General features: G+C 68.5%; 12 protein-coding genes and 1 riboswitch. Of the genes, 4 read left to right on the forward strand and 8 right to left on the reverse strand.

The window, feature by feature from the left end:
- Nucleotides 1-106: 106 nt before the first annotated feature.
- Nucleotides 107-397: an Rv0250c family protein gene (locus tag NK1_RS13725; protein ID WP_062966450.1), complete on the reverse strand. Its 291-nt coding sequence runs from the start codon at nucleotides 395-397 to the stop codon at nucleotides 107-109.
- A 179-nt stretch (nucleotides 398-576) separates the two neighbouring features.
- Nucleotides 577-1,593, reverse strand: a complete 1,017-nt coding sequence (locus NK1_RS13730) for an alpha/beta fold hydrolase (RefSeq protein ID WP_063905995.1) — start codon at nucleotides 1,591-1,593, stop codon at nucleotides 577-579.
- A 249-nt stretch (nucleotides 1,594-1,842) separates the two neighbouring features.
- Here NK1_RS13730 and NK1_RS13735 point away from each other — a divergent pair, with 249 nt between their 5' ends.
- Entirely contained in the window at nucleotides 1,843-2,973 is a 1,131-nt protein-coding gene (locus tag NK1_RS13735; RefSeq protein WP_063008946.1) for an epoxide hydrolase family protein, read from the forward strand.
- Nucleotides 2,974-3,043: 70 nt separating this feature from the next.
- Here the strand turns inward: NK1_RS13735 and NK1_RS13740 are convergent, their stop codons facing one another.
- Both NK1_RS13740 and NK1_RS13745 read right to left on the reverse strand, forming a co-directional pair.
- Nucleotides 3,044-4,999 carry an acyl-CoA dehydrogenase family protein gene (locus NK1_RS13740; RefSeq protein ID WP_063008898.1) on the reverse strand — a complete coding sequence of 652 codons (1,956 nt, stop codon included), beginning with the start codon at nucleotides 4,997-4,999 and terminating at the stop codon, nucleotides 3,044-3,046.
- Between the two features lie 95 nt (nucleotides 5,000-5,094).
- Nucleotides 5,095-6,279, reverse strand: a complete 1,185-nt coding sequence (locus NK1_RS13745) for an ATP-binding protein (protein WP_063008899.1) — start codon at nucleotides 6,277-6,279, stop codon at nucleotides 5,095-5,097.
- A 163-nt stretch (nucleotides 6,280-6,442) separates the two neighbouring features.
- Between NK1_RS13745 and NK1_RS13750 the strand changes: the two genes are divergently transcribed.
- From NK1_RS13750 to NK1_RS13760, 3 genes are all read left to right on the forward strand, one after another.
- Nucleotides 6,443-6,730: a hypothetical protein gene (locus tag NK1_RS13750; RefSeq protein WP_063008900.1), complete on the forward strand. Its 288-nt coding sequence runs from the start codon at nucleotides 6,443-6,445 to the stop codon at nucleotides 6,728-6,730.
- 234 nt (nucleotides 6,731-6,964) lie between these two features.
- A riboswitch (cyclic di-AMP (ydaO/yuaA leader) is annotated at nucleotides 6,965-7,129 on the forward strand.
- Nucleotides 7,130-7,147: 18 nt separating this feature from the next.
- On the forward strand, nucleotides 7,148-7,825 hold the full coding sequence (locus NK1_RS36035) for a C40 family peptidase (protein ID WP_063905996.1): 678 nt from the start codon (nucleotides 7,148-7,150) through the stop codon (nucleotides 7,823-7,825).
- Nucleotides 7,826-7,885: 60 nt separating this feature from the next.
- Entirely contained in the window at nucleotides 7,886-8,272 is a 387-nt protein-coding gene (locus tag NK1_RS13760; RefSeq protein WP_063008902.1) for an RNA-binding S4 domain-containing protein, read from the forward strand.
- Here the strand turns inward: NK1_RS13760 and NK1_RS13765 are convergent.
- The 4 genes from NK1_RS13765 to NK1_RS13780 all read right to left on the reverse strand — a co-directional run bounded on the left by NK1_RS13765 (nucleotide 8,249) and on the right by NK1_RS13780 (nucleotide 16,475).
- Nucleotides 8,249-10,003, reverse strand: a complete 1,755-nt coding sequence (locus NK1_RS13765) for a fatty acyl-AMP ligase (protein WP_063905997.1) — start codon at nucleotides 10,001-10,003, stop codon at nucleotides 8,249-8,251. The two genes, NK1_RS13760 and NK1_RS13765, sit on opposite strands and share 24 nt — an antisense overlap.
- Nucleotides 10,004-10,010: 7 nt before the next feature.
- The gene (locus NK1_RS13770; RefSeq protein WP_063008903.1) at nucleotides 10,011-15,116 is read right to left on the reverse strand and encodes a type I polyketide synthase; all 5,106 of its coding nucleotides are present in this window, start codon (nucleotides 15,114-15,116) and stop codon (nucleotides 10,011-10,013) included.
- Complete coding sequence (locus tag NK1_RS13775; RefSeq protein ID WP_245660480.1) at nucleotides 15,113-15,349, reverse strand: acyl carrier protein; 237 nt, start codon at nucleotides 15,347-15,349, stop codon at nucleotides 15,113-15,115. The genes NK1_RS13770 and NK1_RS13775 overlap by 4 nt, the downstream gene beginning before the upstream one ends.
- A gap of 154 nt (nucleotides 15,350-15,503) precedes the next feature.
- Complete coding sequence (locus tag NK1_RS13780; RefSeq protein WP_063008904.1) at nucleotides 15,504-16,475, reverse strand: NAD(P)H-dependent flavin oxidoreductase; 972 nt, start codon at nucleotides 16,473-16,475, stop codon at nucleotides 15,504-15,506.
- Nucleotides 16,476-16,516 lie beyond the last annotated feature (41 nt).

A 16,516-nucleotide genomic window follows, 5' to 3' on the forward strand; every position in this document is an offset into this window, starting at 1 on the left:
CGGACCTTCTTCGCGAATACGGCGGGGTGGGGAACCGACGGGCCGCAGCGCCGTCGCGGCGGACGGACGGCCGCCGCGACGACCCGTGCTGCTGGTGAACGTCGGGTTACTTGGTGCGCGGCCTCGAATGGAAGCCGAGGCCCTCGTCCTGTGCGCCCATCCACGCCGCCTCGTCGGACTTGCTGTCCGGCACGTAGATGACCTCCTGCTGCCGGCGGCTGTCCACCTCGGGCGGCGGGGTGTGCTCGAACTCCTCGGCGTCGATGGTGAGTCGTTCGAGATCGTTCTCCAGCCGGCGGACCGAGTTGGCATCTCCATAGTGGGAGCGCAACGCGCCGACGCATTGCCGGAGCTGTCCGACCGCGAAGCGCAGTTCGGCGATCTCACTGCGTGTCATCGAAACCTCCTGGTGCTTCCGGGCCGATCACCGGATCGGATCCCGCCCGCAGGGCAAGATCAAATCTGTGACGGACCGCACATCGTGATCTACAACACATTACGTGATCATTCGCGTTCTGGCTCGTCGCAGAGGGAAAAAGATCGCGCCACCTGCGCGCCCGGTGTGGTGCGTGAACCTCATCCGGCGGCCGGCAGGGTCGCCGCGACCGACGGGGACTCCATCCCGGCGAGCGTCGCGAGAACCGGAAGCGCGGCCTTCTCGGCTCCACGACCCTCGGGGGTGACGGCCGGCGTTCCGGTCGCGCGGTCCACGAGTGCCGCGACGGCCACCGCCACCTCCTCGGCGCGCTCCAGGATCACGCTGTGTCCGGCGCCGTCGAGCCGGACCAGTTCGGCACGACCGAGTTGCGCGGCAAGGACCACCGAATGCGCGAACGGAATCATGATGTCGGCCGATCCGCCGAGGACCAGGGCCGGGAGATCCGACAGCAGGCGCAGGGTGGGCGTCTCGTCGAAGTGGATGAGTGAATCCAGGAAGTAGGCCATGGTCGGCAGCGGAGTGTCGTTGAGCATCGCGGTGGCGAGTGCGGCCATGCGCGGATTCACCCGCCGGGAGCCGAAACTCGCCTCCCGCACCATCGGCTCGAAAACACGGCGCCCCAACCGCTTCGACACCTGGAGCGCGCGCGGCGCCCGCTGAACCGCGACCCGCAGTGAGGTCACGGTGTGCCGGTTCAGTAATCGGCCCAGTCCCACCGCCGTGATGCCGGCGGCCGCCCCGGCGATCAGCCCGACGCCGACCACCCGGGTGCCGATCGTGGCCGGGAACAGGCGAGCGTAGGCCAGCACCACCATCGCGCCCATGGAATGGCCGACCAGCACGACCGGGCCCGTCGGCGCGACCGCCCGCAGGACCGCGTCGAGATCGTGGCCCAGCTGGTCGATGGTGTAGGTCATCGGATCGGCACCGGCGGAATCGCCGTGACCGCGGTGGTCGTAGAACACCATCCGGGTGCCGGAGCCCCATTGCGGCAACAGCTGATCTCGCAGGAACCACCAGGATTCGGTCCGCAGGCAGTGACCGTGGACGAAGACCACGGTGACCGAGGCCGTGGGCGGACCGAAGGTCCAGGCGGCCAGGGGGGTGCCGTCGTCGGCGCAGACGGTGACGCGGGTGGCGATCGTCGTGGACATGACGTCCTCCTGCAGAGTCCGTACCTGCCCGGATGTCGGATTGGATTGCCGCCGCGTTAACGGCCATAACCTGGTGTTATGCAGAAGTTGTACAACTGCTGCCGCTCGTTCGCCGACGACCCGGCCGGAGGGAAATCGTCAGATTATTTCAGTCTCTAGAAAGAGTTATAGAAAGCGCTAGAAAGAACTCGACACCGACTCCCGGAACTAGGGCCGAAACTGGCCTATATCGCCCCTAGCGTGGTGTTCATGAGCGCAGAGATCCGCGGCTTCCGCATCGACATTCCGCAGTCCGATATCGACGATCTGCACGATCGGCTGGAGCGGACGCGCTGGGCGCCGCAACTACCCGGCGCCGAGGGCAGCCGGGGCGTCCCGGTGACTCGGCTCCGGGAACTGGCCGACTACTGGCGCACCGAATACGACTGGCGGGAACAGGAAGCCCGGCTCAATCGCTTCCCGCAGTACCGCACCGAGATCGACGGTGTCGATGTGCACTTCCTGCACGTGCGCTCGCCCGAGCCGGAGGCGCTGGCGCTGGTTCTCAACCACGGCTGGCCCAACACCTTCGCCGAATTCGCCGGCCTCATCGACCTTCTCGTCGATCCGCGGGCGCACGGTGGCGATCCCGCGCGGGCCTTCCATGTGGTCGTACCGTCGGTGCCGGGGTACGGATTCTCGGCCGCGCCTGCCGAAACCGGCTGGAGCGCAGACCGTGTCGGCCGGATGTGGGTGGAACTGATGGCCCGGCTCGGCTACGAGCGGTACGGCGTGCAGGGCGGCGACCTGGGCACCTACGTCGGCACCGCGATGGCCGAGGCGGCGCCCGACCGGGTGGCCGGGCTCTACATCACCGCCGGCCTCGGCTTCCCCACCGAGGCCGATGTGCCGATCCTGACCGATGCCGAACGAGCCGGCTACGAGGCGATGATGTCGGCGGATTGGGTCAACGGCGTGGATCATCGCGGGCTGCTGCGTGCGGCGCCGCAGACCTTCTCGATCGGATGGAACGATTCACCCGCGGCCGCGCTGGCCTGGATGGTGCAGAAGTACACCGACTTCAGCGCCGCCGGCGCGCTCGATGCGGCGATCGACCGCGACGCGCTGCTGACCACCGTCGGCATCTACTGGTTCACCCAGAGTTTCGGGACGTCGGCGTGGTCGTACTACGACAGCACCGGCTTCGCCTGGCCGACCGGTTCGGCGCAGGTCCCGACCGGGGTGTACAGCGGCGCACCGGGTATCCGCCGGCTCGCCGAGCGCACCGCGAAGATGGTGCACTGGCCGGAGGGTAATCCGGCGGGACACCATTTCATCGCGATGGATCAGCCGGGGGCATATGCGGCCGACCTGCGCAGATTCTTCGGCGATCTCGCCTGAGTGACGTTCGTCGGGAAATCTATGACTCTCGATCATTGAAACTAGACAGCCCTAGATTTCCCGATGGACGCTACACGTCGGCCGCCGTGCGCGTGGACGGCAGGAACGGGGTGAGCAGATTGTGCTCGGTGGAGGGGCCGAATTCCCACTCCGCGATCCACGGGCCGGTGCCCTCGCTCGGATCGAGCACGCCCGACTCCAGCCATTCGTAGCGGCCCTCGAGCACCTGCCGGGTCAGCGCGGTGTCGGCGTCGTCGGTGTTGTCCCACAGTGCGTCGAACGCGGCCTCGACACGCAACCGGGACTGGCGGCAGAAGGTGTCGGCCAGTTCCGTCGCGGCGGCCGCGTCCCGGCTGTCCTCGGCGCGCATGGCCTGGGCCCGGACACACGCCGCCGACATGGCGAACAGTTCCGCGCCGATATCGACGAGGCGGCCCAGGAACCCCTGCCGGTATTCGAGTTTCGCCTGCCAGCGCGCCATCGCGTACATCAGTTCGCGTGCCTGCTTGCGCGACATCCGCTCGACGAAGCGCAGATGCGTTGCCAGCGGCCCGAATTCGGTGTAGCCGGCGGGAAGCGTGCCACGGCCGACCGCCAACTGCGGGAACCATTTCGCGTAGAAGCCGCTCGCCCCGACCGCGGCGGTGGCCTTGTCCTTCAGTGCCGCATGGCGATCCACGAGCGCGCCCGCGGCGGCCATATGCGCATCGGCCATCTCCCGGGCGATCAGCAGCCGCATGATCTCGCTGGAACCTTCGAAGATCCGATTGATCCGCAGATCGCGCACCAGCTGTTCGGCCGGTACCGCGCGCTCGCCCCGATCGCGCAGGGAGGCGGCGGTCTCGTAGCCGCGTCCACCGCGAATCTGGACCAGTTCGTCGGCGATGCGACAGCTCATCTCGGACGCCCACAGTTTGGCCAGTGCGGCTTCGATGCGGATGTCGTTGCGCGCCTCGTCGCACATGGTCCCGGACAGTTCGAGGACCGCCTCCAGCGCGAAAGCCGTTGCGGCGACGAAGGATATCTTCGACGCGACCGCCGCGTGCTCACCGACCGGGCGGCCCCACTGCACGCGCGCCGCCGACCAGCCGCGGCTGATCTTCAGCGACCACTTCGCCGCCGCGGTGCACAGTGCGGGAATGGCCAGCCGGCCCGCGTTGAGCGTGGTGAGCGCGATCTTCAGGCCGTCGCCCTCGCGTCCGATCAGATTGCGCGCCGGCACTCGGACCTTGTGCATGCGGGTGACGCCGTTCTCGATCCCGTGCAAACCCATGAAGGCGTTGCGGCGCTCGACGGTGATGCCCGGGGTGTCGGCCTCCACCACGAAGGCGGATATCCCGCCGCGATGGCCCGGACCCTTCGGCACCCGCGCCATCACCACCAGCAGTTCGGCGACCACACCGTTGGTCGTCCACAACTTCACGCCGTCGAGTTCGTAGGCCTCGCCGTCGGCGGTGGGGGTCGCGGTACTCGCCATCCGAGCGGGGTCCGATCCGACATCCGGTTCGGTCAGCAGGAAGGCGCTGACCGCGCCCCGCGCGCACCGGGGCAGGAATTCGCGCTTCTGTTCCTCGGTGCCGGCCAGTTTCAGCGGCTCCGGCACGCCGATGGACTGATGTGCCGACAGCAGCACGCCCAAACTGGCGTGCACCGAGCCGACCATCATCAGCGCCCGGTTGTAGCCGACCTGCGACAGACCCTGCCCACCGTATTCCGGCGGGATCTTGAGCCCGAAGCAGCCGAGTTCGGCCAGGCCACGGACGTAGTCGTCGGGGATCTTCGATTCGGCCTCGATGACCGACCCGTCCAACGTCTCGCAGAAGGCCCGCAGGCGTTCCAGATAGGCCTCGGTCCGCGCGGCGTCGTCGGGAGCGGGCTGTGGATACGGATGGATCAGGTCGAGCCGGAACCGGCCGAGGAACATCTGCTTGGCGAACGACGGTTTGGCCCAGGTGCTTTCGCGCGATTCCTCGACCAGTGCGCGGGCCTGTTCTTCGGTGGCGTGAACTTTCGCGGCTGTCGCCATGGGATCCTCCCTCGAAACGTGACCAGGATCACATTAGAGTGTAGGAGAGTTAGTTACTCGCCGGTAGGCCTACGGGGAAATCGGAAGACGAAGAATTACTGGACGCCGCGCAGATACCGCCCGAAATGTGGCACCGTGAAGCCGATGGTGCCCCGCTCCGCGGAATAGATCAGCCCCTTCTTGATGAGTCCGTCCCGGGCCGGAGACAGCGATGCGGGTTTGCGCCCCAGCTCCTTGGCGACCGCCGCGGTCGGCACCGGCCCGTCGTCGCCGGCCAGATCGGCCATCGCCCGCATGTACTCGCGCTCGGCCGGAGTTGCCCGCTCGTAGCGGGAGCCGAAGAAGCCGACCGCCAGTTCCTCCTCGGCTGCCGGGGCAGCCAGTTCCACATCCTCGGCGCCGATCGGGCTGCGGGCGGCCACATCCCAGGTGGCCTTACCGTAGGCCTGGACGAAATAGGGGTATCCATCCGCCTTGTCGTACAAGGCTTTCAGTGCCTCCTCGGTGAACTCCACCGCCTCGCGCTCGGCGGGCGCGATCAGCGCGCGATCCGCGGAATCGCGATCGAGCCGGTCGATGCGGTGGTAGCCGAAAAGTCGCTCGGAATAACTCTTGGAAGCCGAGAGCGCGGCCGGCAGATGTGGCAGGCCCGCGCCCACCACGATCAACGGCGCTGTCTCCTGGCTCAGTTCATGGCAGGCGCCGCAGATGGCCGAGATGTCGGCCGGTCCCAGATCCTGCATCTCGTCGATGAACACGGCGATACCGACGCCGATATCGCGGGCCAGCTGGGCCGCCTCGAGGAGCAACTCCACCAGATCGATCTCGATGTCGCCGGAGTCCGCGCGCCCGGTGACGGCCGGGACGTCGATTCCGGGTTGCCAGCGTTCGCGCATCCCCTTGTCGGCGGTCGCGCGCAGCGCGAAGGCCTTGAGGATGCCCAGGAAATCGTCGACCATCTCGGGATTGCGATGGGCGACCGCGATCTGGCGTACCGCCATATGCAGCGCCGAGGCCAGCGGCCGCCGCAAATCCTGATCCGGGCGGGCCTCCAGTTTGCCGGTTCCCCACCCGCGCGAGCGGGCCGTGGAACGAAGTTGATTGAGCAGCACCGTTTTTCCCACGCCGCGCAGGCCGGTGAGCATCACACTGCGTTCGGGACGTCCGCGCGAGATGCGTTCGAGCACGATGTCGAACGCGTCGAGCTGTCTGTCGCGCCCGGCGAGTTCGGGCGGGCGCTGGCCGGCGCCCGGGGCATACGGATTCCGCACGGGGTCCATGCCCCGACACCGTAGCGCGTTCGCACCGAAATCTGGGGATATATACGGGATGTCCTAGATTGCGCTATCCAATCGAATGGCCGTCGCCGCGCGGGGTGACCGGGCGCGGTGCGCTCTCTACGCTGGGGGCTGATCGAGGTCCGAAATGTCCGCAGGAGGGGTCATGTCCACCGATTCGGAAGATCAGCAGTCCGGCGATCGGCCGAACCCCACGGTGGCCGAGGTCGTCGGATCCTGGGACGTACCCGCCGGAGCGAGCGTGGCGCGCCAGATTCGCGACAACATCCTGCACGCGATCGCGCAGGGGTACGACGATCCGCAACTGGTGGCCGATCTCGCCGTCGGTCCGCTCGTCATCGCTCTGGGCCGGCTGGAAACCGAACTGGCGGACGCGCGGGGTCGCATCGCGGAACTGGAGCGCGCGGTCGGTCCGCGCGGAGAGGTCGAGTGAATCGGTCGCCGGTGTAACGCCCGGGCGACTCGTTTCGATAACGAGCACAGCGCCGTGGATACCGTGTCGTGATCTCCATAGCAGATCGATTCGCCGGGCTGTAATCGGGGGTGGTCCTGGCGATTTGGCGACACGCGGGCAGACACGCCGTCGTGTGGGGTGGACAACAACACCGAGCCGTCGTAATCTCTTCGTGACTTCGCGGAGTATGTCGCTTCATTAGAGGGGCGGCCCGTTGAGTCACCGCCTAATCAGCAGTCGAGTGGGCAGCTCGATCGCTGAACCGGGGACCCAGGTTACTGGGGTGAATCCTCTTCGGTCGCAAGGTCGATGGGGTAGGGCCGAATCTTCCCGGTCCGAACCCGTCAGCTAACCCGGTCGGCGCGTGGGCAAGGAAGAAACAGGAGACTCAGCTCGGTGGGTAAACACAGTCTGCAACGGGAATCTCGGCTGCCGAATTCCGTCAAGGGTGCGCTGGTCTGCGGCGCAGTAGCGGCAACAACCGGTGCGATTCCGGCGATTCCGGCCATGGCGGCCACGATCAACGTTCCCGGCGTCGGCAACTTCGACGTTCCGCTGGGTTCGGATTTCGACCAGCAGGTCAGCCAGGCGAACCAGGTGCTCGCCGATCACGCGGATCAGATCAAGGGAGTTCAGCAGGCGCTGAGCTCGCAGGCGATCGCGCCCAGCATCCCCAACGCCGCGCAGAACCCGATGAGTGGCATGTTCGGCCAGCCGCAGCAGCAGCACGGTGTCGGCGATGTCGCTCTCGACGCTGCGCGCAGCAAGATCGGCGCCGACTACGTGTGGGGTGCCTCCGGTCCTTCGAACTTCGACTGCTCCGGTTTGGTGCAGTGGGCGTACAAGCAGGCCGGAATTCAGCTGCCGCGTACCAGCTTCGAACAGTCGCATGTCGGCAAGCCGGTTGCCTTCCAGGACCTGAAGCCGGGCGATCTGGTCATCCAGAACGGTGGTGGCCACGTGTCCATGTACGCCGGGGATGGCAAGATTCTCCAGGCGCCGCAGTCGGGTGAGACCGTCAGCTACGCGCATCTGGATCCCGACTCGATCGTCACCGCACGTCGCGTCGCCTAGTCGTTTCGCTCGACAGCACGGCCCGGCGGTGATCCGCCGGGCCTACTGTGAGGAGCGAAACTGGAACAGGCACAACCAGCTACAGCGCGGGTCGACTCCTGGATCTGGGCTGTCCGGCTGTTCAAAACTCGATCCGCTGCGGCCACCGCCTGCCGCGGCGGTCATGTGCGTGTCAACGGTACAGCCGTCAAACCCGCTCATCAGATCAAGTCCGGTGATGAGGTGCGGGTCCGTAATGCCGGAGTCGAACGTATCGTCGTCGTGGTGCGGCTGGTCGTCAAACGCGTCGGCGCTTCGATTGCCACGCAGTGCTATATCGACAAGAGCCCTCCCCCGCCCGCACCCGAAATCGTCGCCGCGATGCCCAAGCGCGACCGCGGTGCCGGACGGCCCACCAAGCGCGAACGCCGCGAGACCGATCGGCTACTCGGCCGCGATTCGACCTGAGGTCGCGCGGAGGGTGACCGCTTCGGTGCCGAAACCCCCGCCGAACTCTCCTGCCCGATAGCGAGTGCGGCATTCGACGCGGCGGACCTTTCCGCTCGAGGTCTTCGGAATAGCGCCGCGTGGCACCAGCACCACCTCCGTCGGCGAAATGCCGTGCACGGTCGTCACCGCGATCCGGACCCGCCGGGCGATCTCGGTCGCGTCCGCCGGTTGTTTTCCCACTTCCGCGACGATCACCAGGTCCTCGCGTGCACCGGTCTCGAGTCCGAACGCGACGATATGTCCGGGGCGCAGTTCGGGTGCGGAGTCGGCGGCGGTGGCTTCGATATCGGCGGGGAAATGGTTGCGGCCGTCGATGATGATCGTGTCGCGCAAGCGGCCCGCGATGTAGAGACCCCCGTTGTGGACGAAGCCGAGATCGCCGGTGCGCAGCCATGTTCCGGGCCGGCCGGGCAGGACCGCGCCGAAGGTGGCTGCGGTGCGGTCGCGCAGTCCCGCATATCCCGCGCCGACATTCGGTCCCTGCACCCAGATCTCGCCGACGGCACCGTCGTCGCGGGGGGTGAGAGTGATCGGGTCGACGATGCGCACGGTTTGACCGGCGGGACGGCCACAGTCGACCAGGGCGAGACCATCCGCCCGGCCCCCGAGCGCATGGCGCTCGGACGCGACGATCGCCCGGCCCGAGCTGAGGGCGGCGCGGTCGAATTCGACGCATACCGGTTCCGCCGCCGGGCGCGAGATGGTGACCGGAAGGGTCGCCTCCGCCAAGCCGTATCCCGCGGTGTGGGCCCGGTGGCGAAATCCGTACGGCGCGAAGGTACGGGTGAAGGCGCCCAGCGCGGTGGCGCGGATCGGTTCGGCCCCGTTGAGCAGCAGATCCAGTGGCGACAGGTCGAGACCGTCGCGTTCCCGCGCGTCGGTGCCCGAAACCGCCAGCGTCAGACCGAAATTCGGGCTAGCGGTCGCGACGGCGCGATAGTCGCTGCACGCGCGCAACCATCGGATCGGCCGTTTGGCGAAGTCGGCCGGTGGCAGCGTGATCGCATGGACGCCGAGATACAGCGGCAGCGCCAAGGCGAACACCAGGCCCATATCGTGGAAGAACGGCAGCCAGTTCACCATCGGGCCGTCGTCGGTCGGTGCCAGGGCGCCATGCAGCTGATCCAGTGCCGCCGCGAGGTTCGCATGGGAGACACACACTCCCGCAGGCGAAGTGGTGGACCCGGAGGTGTACTGGAGGTAGGCGGGATGGGCGCCGACCGAATCCACTCGGACATCGTCGGTGCGAGCGTGCGCGTCGACCGTGAGGAGTTCGCCGTGCGGCGGGCGATCGGCATCCGGACCTCGGGCGCCGGGCATCGGCTGCGCCGAACCGGGCGAGACGAGACGCAGCCTCGGCTCGGCATCGCCGAGGATCGTTCCCAACCGGCCGGCATGGTGGCGCACCGTGTCCGGGAACAGGGGCACGGCGGTGCGTGCGCTGTAGAGACAGCCGAGGAAGGCGACGACATAGTCCAGGCCGTGTTCGCACTGAATCGCGACGCGATCACCGGGCGCCGTCCGTTCGCGGATGGCGGCTGCCAGTGCGCCCGCAGCGCGGTGCAATTCCGAGGTCGTCACGGTGTCCGCGATCTGTCGGCCGCCGGGATGAGACAGGGCGGTGAAGGCCGGATCGTCCGGTGCTTCCGCTGCCCGCGCCGCAACGGCCGCCGCCAATCGGTCGGTCATATCATGCTCACTCCTGCCGCGGCAACCGCGCTGCCAATGCCGCCGACAAGGCTGTGACGGAGGGGTTGTCGAACAGCTCGGCCGTTGCGATACGAATTCCCAGCCCGGCCTCCAACCGGCGGCGCAGATCGATCGCCAGAAGCGAGGAGAGGTTCAGCGTCGCGAAGTCGGCGTCGGAATCGATGGATTCGACCGGGCGCGACAGCGCGCCGGCGACTGTGGCGCGAACGATGCGTCGAATCTCCTCCGCGTTCGTCACGGTATCGGCCGGTTCACGTGCCGGACCGACTGGCGGTGATCCGGTCCTCTGCGGTGGTCGTCGAGCCACGGAGGGAACCTGCCGGTCCGGCTGCGACGAAGAAACATGATGCGGCGCAGCGGGAATCAGCAATTCACGGAGCCGGGCTGCGACCGGACCGGAGTCGTCGGTGGGCGTGTAGTCCAGCGCGAGCACCACCGCTTGCGGGCGGCCGAGGACCGCGGAGAGCACGGACATGCCGCGGGCGACATCGAAGGGCGTGATGCCGGCCGTTCGCAGATGCGCGGCGCCCCCGGCCGAGCGGGCGAGGCCGGCGTCCCAGCTACCCCAGGCGATGCTGGTCACCGATCGGCCGGTGGCGCCGGACGCCAGCGCGTCCAGAGCCGCATTGGCGGCTGCGTACGCGGCCTGTCCGGGAGCGCCGAAAAGCCCGGTGGCGGAGGAGAACAGGACCGTGAAGTCGACTGGATCGTTCGCTGTCAGTTCGATCAGGGAGATGGCGGCGGTCACTTTGGGCTCGAAGTGCAATGCCAGCGATTCGCCTGTCACCCGGTCGAATTCGGCGTCCTGCAACATGCCCGCCGCGTGCACCAGGCCGCGAATCGTCGATCCGCATGCCCGGATGTCGTCGAGCGCGTTGGCCAGGTCCGCGCGATCGGCGGCATCACAGCGTACGACCACCACCCGGTCCTCGGCGCCGTCGAGTAGCGGCGGCAGCGGCCTGGGACGCCGGGTCAGGACGACGACATCGCGCGCTCCCCGTTCGAGCAGCCACCGAACCGCGGCGGCCCCCAGCGCGCCGAGCCCGCCGGTGACCACGTAGGTACCCTCGGCGCAGAGCGGAACCGCGGAGCCGGTTCCGTCGAGCCGTCGGAACCGCCGCACCAGCGTTCGCGCACCTTCGACACGCACTTCCGCGGGCCCACCCGAACGGAGCACGAGGTCGCGTACGGCATCGGCGCCCGATTCGTCGGACCAGAGCAGGCGCACCGGCCGGCCGGATTCCAACTGCAGGGTTCGTACCAGTGCGGCGACGGCGTTGTGTGCGACGGATGCCGGATGACGCAGCACCACGGTGAGGCTCGCCGTCGTTTCCGCGGCGATCACCTGCTGCAGGACGCGCAAGGCTTGCCCGAGGCCGGTGACGAGCGGACTCGTCTCGGTTCTTTCCGGCCAGACCAGGACGACAGCCGTGGGGGCCGCTCTTCCGGCCACCGTCGACAAGGCCGCCGACTCGCAGGGCTCCCGGGCGATCCGCTCGGCGGGGATATGCCGGTCCAGGGCTCGGGCGATCGACTTCGCGAGGGGTGATTCTCCGACGACCGCAACCCGCTCGATGGCCGGATTCACCGCCTCCGTACCTCCGGCGGAGAACGGCGAGGCGATCCACTGTTCCTCGCGCAGTACGGAGTTCGCCCACTCGGGTGCCGTGGCGACCGTCGCGTCGTACTCGGCTCGTCCGCGCGCTGCGGTGCGCCCGCGAAGCACGGGGCTGTCGTCGGCGGCAGCGCCGGGACGGTCGCCGCCGAACTCGGCGTCTCCGGAAGGGCGGTAGGCGACGGTGTGTCCGGACGGGAACCCCGGCGCTCGCTCCGAGACGAAACCCTTGCCCGAGAACGCGATCCGCACACCGATCAACGCGACTGCCGGGGCGTCGTCCTGGTCCAGCGCGATGACATCGCACAGGAGGCCGCCCGGCCCGTGCTCGCGCACGAACGCATGCGCCTCGGTCAGCAGCACGCGGTGTGCATCGGAAAGCCATACCGACGCGATGGCCGCGGGCACCGCGAGTCCGTCCGCGGGCATTACCTCCCGGCCGGCGGCGGCGATCAGCTGCAGACAGCCGTCGAGCGCGGTGGTGGACAGCGGAATCGAATCGAAGACGCCCACCGCGGTACGGCTTCCGGCGCGAACGACCGCCAGCGGGCGAAAGCGCGGACCGTAGTCGAGTCCGCGGTGGCGCAGGGAGGCGTAGAACTCGTCGACATCGAGTTCGTCCGCTGCCGCAACGGAGGCTCGATGGTCGTCCACCGTGCGCATCCAGCCGAGGATGTCGGCGGGTGCGGCGGCGCTGTCGGCACGTGCCGAGGCGAGCAACACCGGCCCCAGCAGCACGCGCAGATCCGAACCGCTGCGGTAGCCGACCGCCGCCAGATCGGCGATATCCGTGCGTTCGTGCACCGCGAAGTCGGCCAGCCGAATCGGCGCGGGTGCCGAAGCCAGCAGGCGCCGAATCCAATACGCGGCGGGCACGGTCGGCACACCGTCCACCACGTGATCGTCGAGTCGCTCGCGCCCGGGGTCGGTCGCGGTGCGGGTGAGCAGTGGGAAAGCCTTTCGCCGCCACCGCCGTTCGATCACCGGACCGGCAGCCGGGCCCTGGATCGACCAGTCGACGTGGCGCCCCCGCACATACATCGCGCCGACGGTCCGGAGCAGGGCGGCGACCTCGCCGTCGCGCTGCGCGGCCGCGAAGACGGAGTCGGCCAGTTCGGGATGATCCCGAACGGCCGGCGCCAGCACCGGATGCGGCGATATCTCCACGATCGAGGTGTATCCCCGGCCCACGGCGGATTCGACGGCCGCGTCCAGATCGACGGTGCCACAGAGGTTGTCGACCCAGTACTCGGTATCCATGGCGGCGGAATCGATGACCCGGCCCGACCGTGCCGTCGAGAACACCGGCACCCGGGGCTCGCGCGGCTGCGGCGCCCGGAGCGCGGCGGTGAATTCGCCTGCCAGCGCGCGAACCTGCGGGCTGTGCGCCGCGAAGTCCACCGGCACCGGCCGCACGTAGTACCGGCGCCGCCGCGCTCGCCGCAGCAGCGTCTCCATGTACCGCGTGCTGCCGGAGACCACCACCGTCCGGGGGCCGTTCACCGCCGCGACGGCGACCTCCGCGCGCAGTGGTTCGACCAGCCGTCGCGCCTGGTCCGGTGTTGCCTCGAGCATCGCCATCATGCCCTGCCCGGCCAGCCGGGCCAGCGCCCGCGATCGAACGGTGACCAGATGTGCGGCATCGTCGAGGGACAACGCGCCCGCGACCACGGCGGCCGCGATCTCCCCCAGGCTGTGTCCCGCCACCGCATCCGGTTCGATCCCCCATGTCGCGAGGAACCGGGCCAGCGCCACCTGGTAGACGAACAGCGCGGGTTGAACCGTCTCGGTGGCACCGAGGCTGTCGGCGAAGCCGTGCCGGGGCGTCCACACTCGCGGTCCACCCGCATCCGCCACGGCGTCCGCCGCTTCGGCCACGGCGTGGGCGAATTCGGGATACCGGGCCGCCAGTTCGCGCCCCATTCGCGGATGCTGACCGCCCTGTCCGGTGAACAGGAACAGCACGCGCCCGCGCCGGCGGCCACCGACTCCGAGCAGGGCCGGCGAGTGGGAGCCGCTCGCCAGGGCGCGCAGTGCGTCGGCGGCATCGTCGGCCTCGTCCGCGACGATCGCGGCCCGAATCGGCTGGGGCAGTGCGCGACCCGCCGCGGCCAAGCGGGACAGTGACAGCTCGCGGGCGCCCGCCAGCCGGGCCGCGGTCTCGCGCAGTTCGTCCTCGTCGCGACCGGTGAGGCCGATGAGCACCGGAGGCCGCACCTCACGTACCGGTCCCCGCTCCGCCTCCCGCACGACGACATGCGCATTGGTTCCGCCGAATCCGAACGAGCTGACTCCCGCGCAGCGCCGATCGCCGGAGTCCGCGGCCCAGCCGACCACTTCGCCCGGTACTCGGAGGCCGCGTTCGGCCAACCGCAGCAGCGGATTCTCGAGCTGGAAGTTGATGGTGGGCACGATGGTTCCGTGGTGCAGGCACAGCGCCACCTTGGCCAGCCCGGTCACCCCGGCGGCCGCCTCGAGATGGCCGATATTCGATTTGATCGATCCGACATACGGTTTCACCGCACCGCGCGGCGCGTCCAGGACGGCGGCCAGCGCCTCGATTTCCACCGCATCGCCGACCGGTGTTCCGGTGCCGTGACATTCGAAATATCCGGCGGAGCGGACGTCCAGGCCCGCGCGTGCCCAGGCCGTCCGGATCACCTGTTGTTGCGCGCGTCCGTTCGGCGCGTACAGACCGTTCGAGCGACCGTCGGAACCCACTGCGGCACCGGCGATCTCGGCGTAGCGGCGATTGCCCTCACGCTGGGCGTCGGCCGTGCGCTGCAGCACCAGCACCGTGGCACCGTCACCGCGCACGTATCCGTCGGCAGCCGCGTCGAACGGTTTGCACCGCCCGTCCGGGGCCAGGAAGCCACCCTGTTCCAGATACCGCGAAGTATGCGGCAGCAGGGCGAGATTCACCCCGCCGACGATGGCGTACGGTACCGTCTCGTCGGCCAGCAGTCGCAGCGCGAGGTCCACCGCGGCGAGCGAGGACGAACACGCGCTGTCGAGCACCACACTCGGTCCGTGCAGATCCAGCGCATAGGAGATCCGATTGGCGATGATACTGAGCGCGGATCCCGTCACCGCGTAGGGCGCGTCCTGCCCGCCGTTGCCGAGCACGACCGCTCCGTGGTCGAAGCCGCAGGCGCCGAACAGAACCGCGGTATTCGATCCGCCCAGCCGATAGCCGATTCCGGCGTCGTCGATGGCCTCGACCGCGACCTCCAGCGCCAGCCGCTGTTGCGGATCCATCAGTGCCGCTTCACGTTCGGAGATCGAGAAGCGCTCGTTGTCGAATTCCGCGATCGACTCCAGATAGCCGCCGGGGCCCGCACCGTCGCGATCCGGCGGCGGGTCGCCGACGCCGCTGCGACTCTCGATCAGCAAGCGCCACAGATCGTTCACGCCGGACGCGCCCGGCACTCGGCAGCCGATACCGATGAGCGATATCGGTGGTGTGGCGGGTGTCATCGGCCCTCGAGATGGTCGACGAGCCGCTCGATATCCGGGTTGTCGTAGAGATCGGTGAGCGAGATCTCCACGCCCAGCGCGTCTTCCAGCACACCGGTGAGGCGGGCGAGCTGCGCGGAGGTCAATCCCAGATCGGTGAAAGGCATTGTGGTCGAGACGGATTCGGGTTCGGCACCCAGCATGTGCGCGATCGCCGCGACCGCCAGGGTGTCGATCCGCTCCCGCTGCCCCACCGCCACTCCTCCCCGTATAGTGCAGGTTCCCCCAGCGATTATGCCGACAAGTCGGGGCCCGGTGAAGAGCGTCGAGACAGCTGAGGCTGCAGGGACGAGAGTGACGGAAACGAGCCGCGACCGTGGCGGTCGCGGCTCGCGCCGTATGCCGGAATCAGACGACCAGCGAACCCAGCCGGGAGTTGATCAGCGCCTCGGCCTCGTCCACGATGCGCGAGATCAGTTCGGCGCAGGTGGGGATGTCGTCGATCAGGCCCTGCACCTGTCCGGCCGACCAGATGCCGGCGTCCAGGTCGCCCTCGTCGAAGACGCGGCGGCCGCGCGCGCCGGCGACCAGATCGCGCACATCCTCGAATTTGCCTCCGGCGGCCTCGATTTCGACCACCTTGCGGCTGATCTCGTTGTCGGCCACCCGGGCGGTGTTGTGCATGGTGCGGAAGATGAGCTGCGTGTCGCGCTCGGTGTGGGCGACGATCTGCTCCTTGACCTTCCGATGCACCGGGGACTCCTCGGTGCACAGGAAGCGGGTGCCCATGTTGATGCCGTCGGCGCCCAGCGCCAGCGCGGCGACCAGGCCGCGGGCATCGGCGAAACCACCCGACGCGATGACCGGGATGTCGAGCGCCTTGGTGGCGGCCGGGATCAGGATCAGGCCGGGCACGTCGTCCTCACCCGGGTGTCCGGCGCATTCGAAACCGTCGATGCTCACGCCGTCGACGCCGATCTTCTGCGCCTTGAGCGCGTGCCGGACGCTGGTGCACTTGTGCAGCACCTTGATTCCGGCTTCCTTGTAGTACGGCAGGAACGGCTCCGGGTTGCTGCCGGCGGTCTCCACGATCTTCACGCCCGATTCGATGATCGCCTGGACGTACTCCTGGTACGGCGGCGGATTGATCGACGGCAGGATGGTGATGTTGACGCCGAACGGCTTGTCGGTGAGTTGCCGGGTGCGCTCGATCTCGCGCCGCAGATCGTCGGGGGTCGGCTGGGTCAGCGCGGTGATGAAGCCGAGGCCTCCGGCGTTGGCGACCGCCGCCACGAGTTCGGCGCGGCCGACGTGCATCATGCCGCCCTGCACGATCGGGTGTTCGATACCGAACATCTCGGTGAATCTGGTGCGCAACATCTGGTTGTCCTCCTGGCCGCGGTACGACTCGGGGCGGCGCG

This window comes from Nocardia kruczakiae NBRC 101016, from assembly GCF_001612965.1.
In the GTDB taxonomy this organism is placed as follows: Bacteria; Actinomycetota; Actinomycetes; order Mycobacteriales; family Mycobacteriaceae; genus Nocardia; species Nocardia kruczakiae.

Excerpts from the sequence above, each read along its gene's own strand:
- NK1_RS13735 (WP_063008946.1), top strand. The coding sequence starts at position 1,843 with ATGAGCGCAGAGATCCGCGGCTTCCGCATCGACATTCCGCAGTCCGAT.
- NK1_RS13725 (WP_062966450.1), bottom strand. The coding sequence starts at position 397 with ATGACACGCAGTGAGATCGCCGAACTGCGCTTCGCGGTCGGACAGCTC.
- NK1_RS13745 (WP_063008899.1), bottom strand. The coding sequence starts at position 6,279 with ATGGACCCCGTGCGGAATCCGTATGCCCCGGGCGCCGGCCAGCGCCCG.
- NK1_RS13750 (WP_063008900.1), top strand. The coding sequence starts at position 6,443 with ATGTCCACCGATTCGGAAGATCAGCAGTCCGGCGATCGGCCGAACCCC.
- NK1_RS13770 (WP_063008903.1), bottom strand. The coding sequence starts at position 15,116 with ATGACACCCGCCACACCACCGATATCGCTCATCGGTATCGGCTGCCGA.
- NK1_RS13765 (WP_063905997.1), bottom strand. The coding sequence starts at position 10,003 with ATGACCGACCGATTGGCGGCGGCCGTTGCGGCGCGGGCAGCGGAAGCA.
- NK1_RS13780 (WP_063008904.1), bottom strand. The coding sequence starts at position 16,475 with ATGTTGCGCACCAGATTCACCGAGATGTTCGGTATCGAACACCCGATC.
- NK1_RS13740 (WP_063008898.1), bottom strand. The coding sequence starts at position 4,999 with ATGGCGACAGCCGCGAAAGTTCACGCCACCGAAGAACAGGCCCGCGCA.
- NK1_RS13730 (WP_063905995.1), bottom strand. The coding sequence starts at position 1,593 with ATGTCCACGACGATCGCCACCCGCGTCACCGTCTGCGCCGACGACGGC.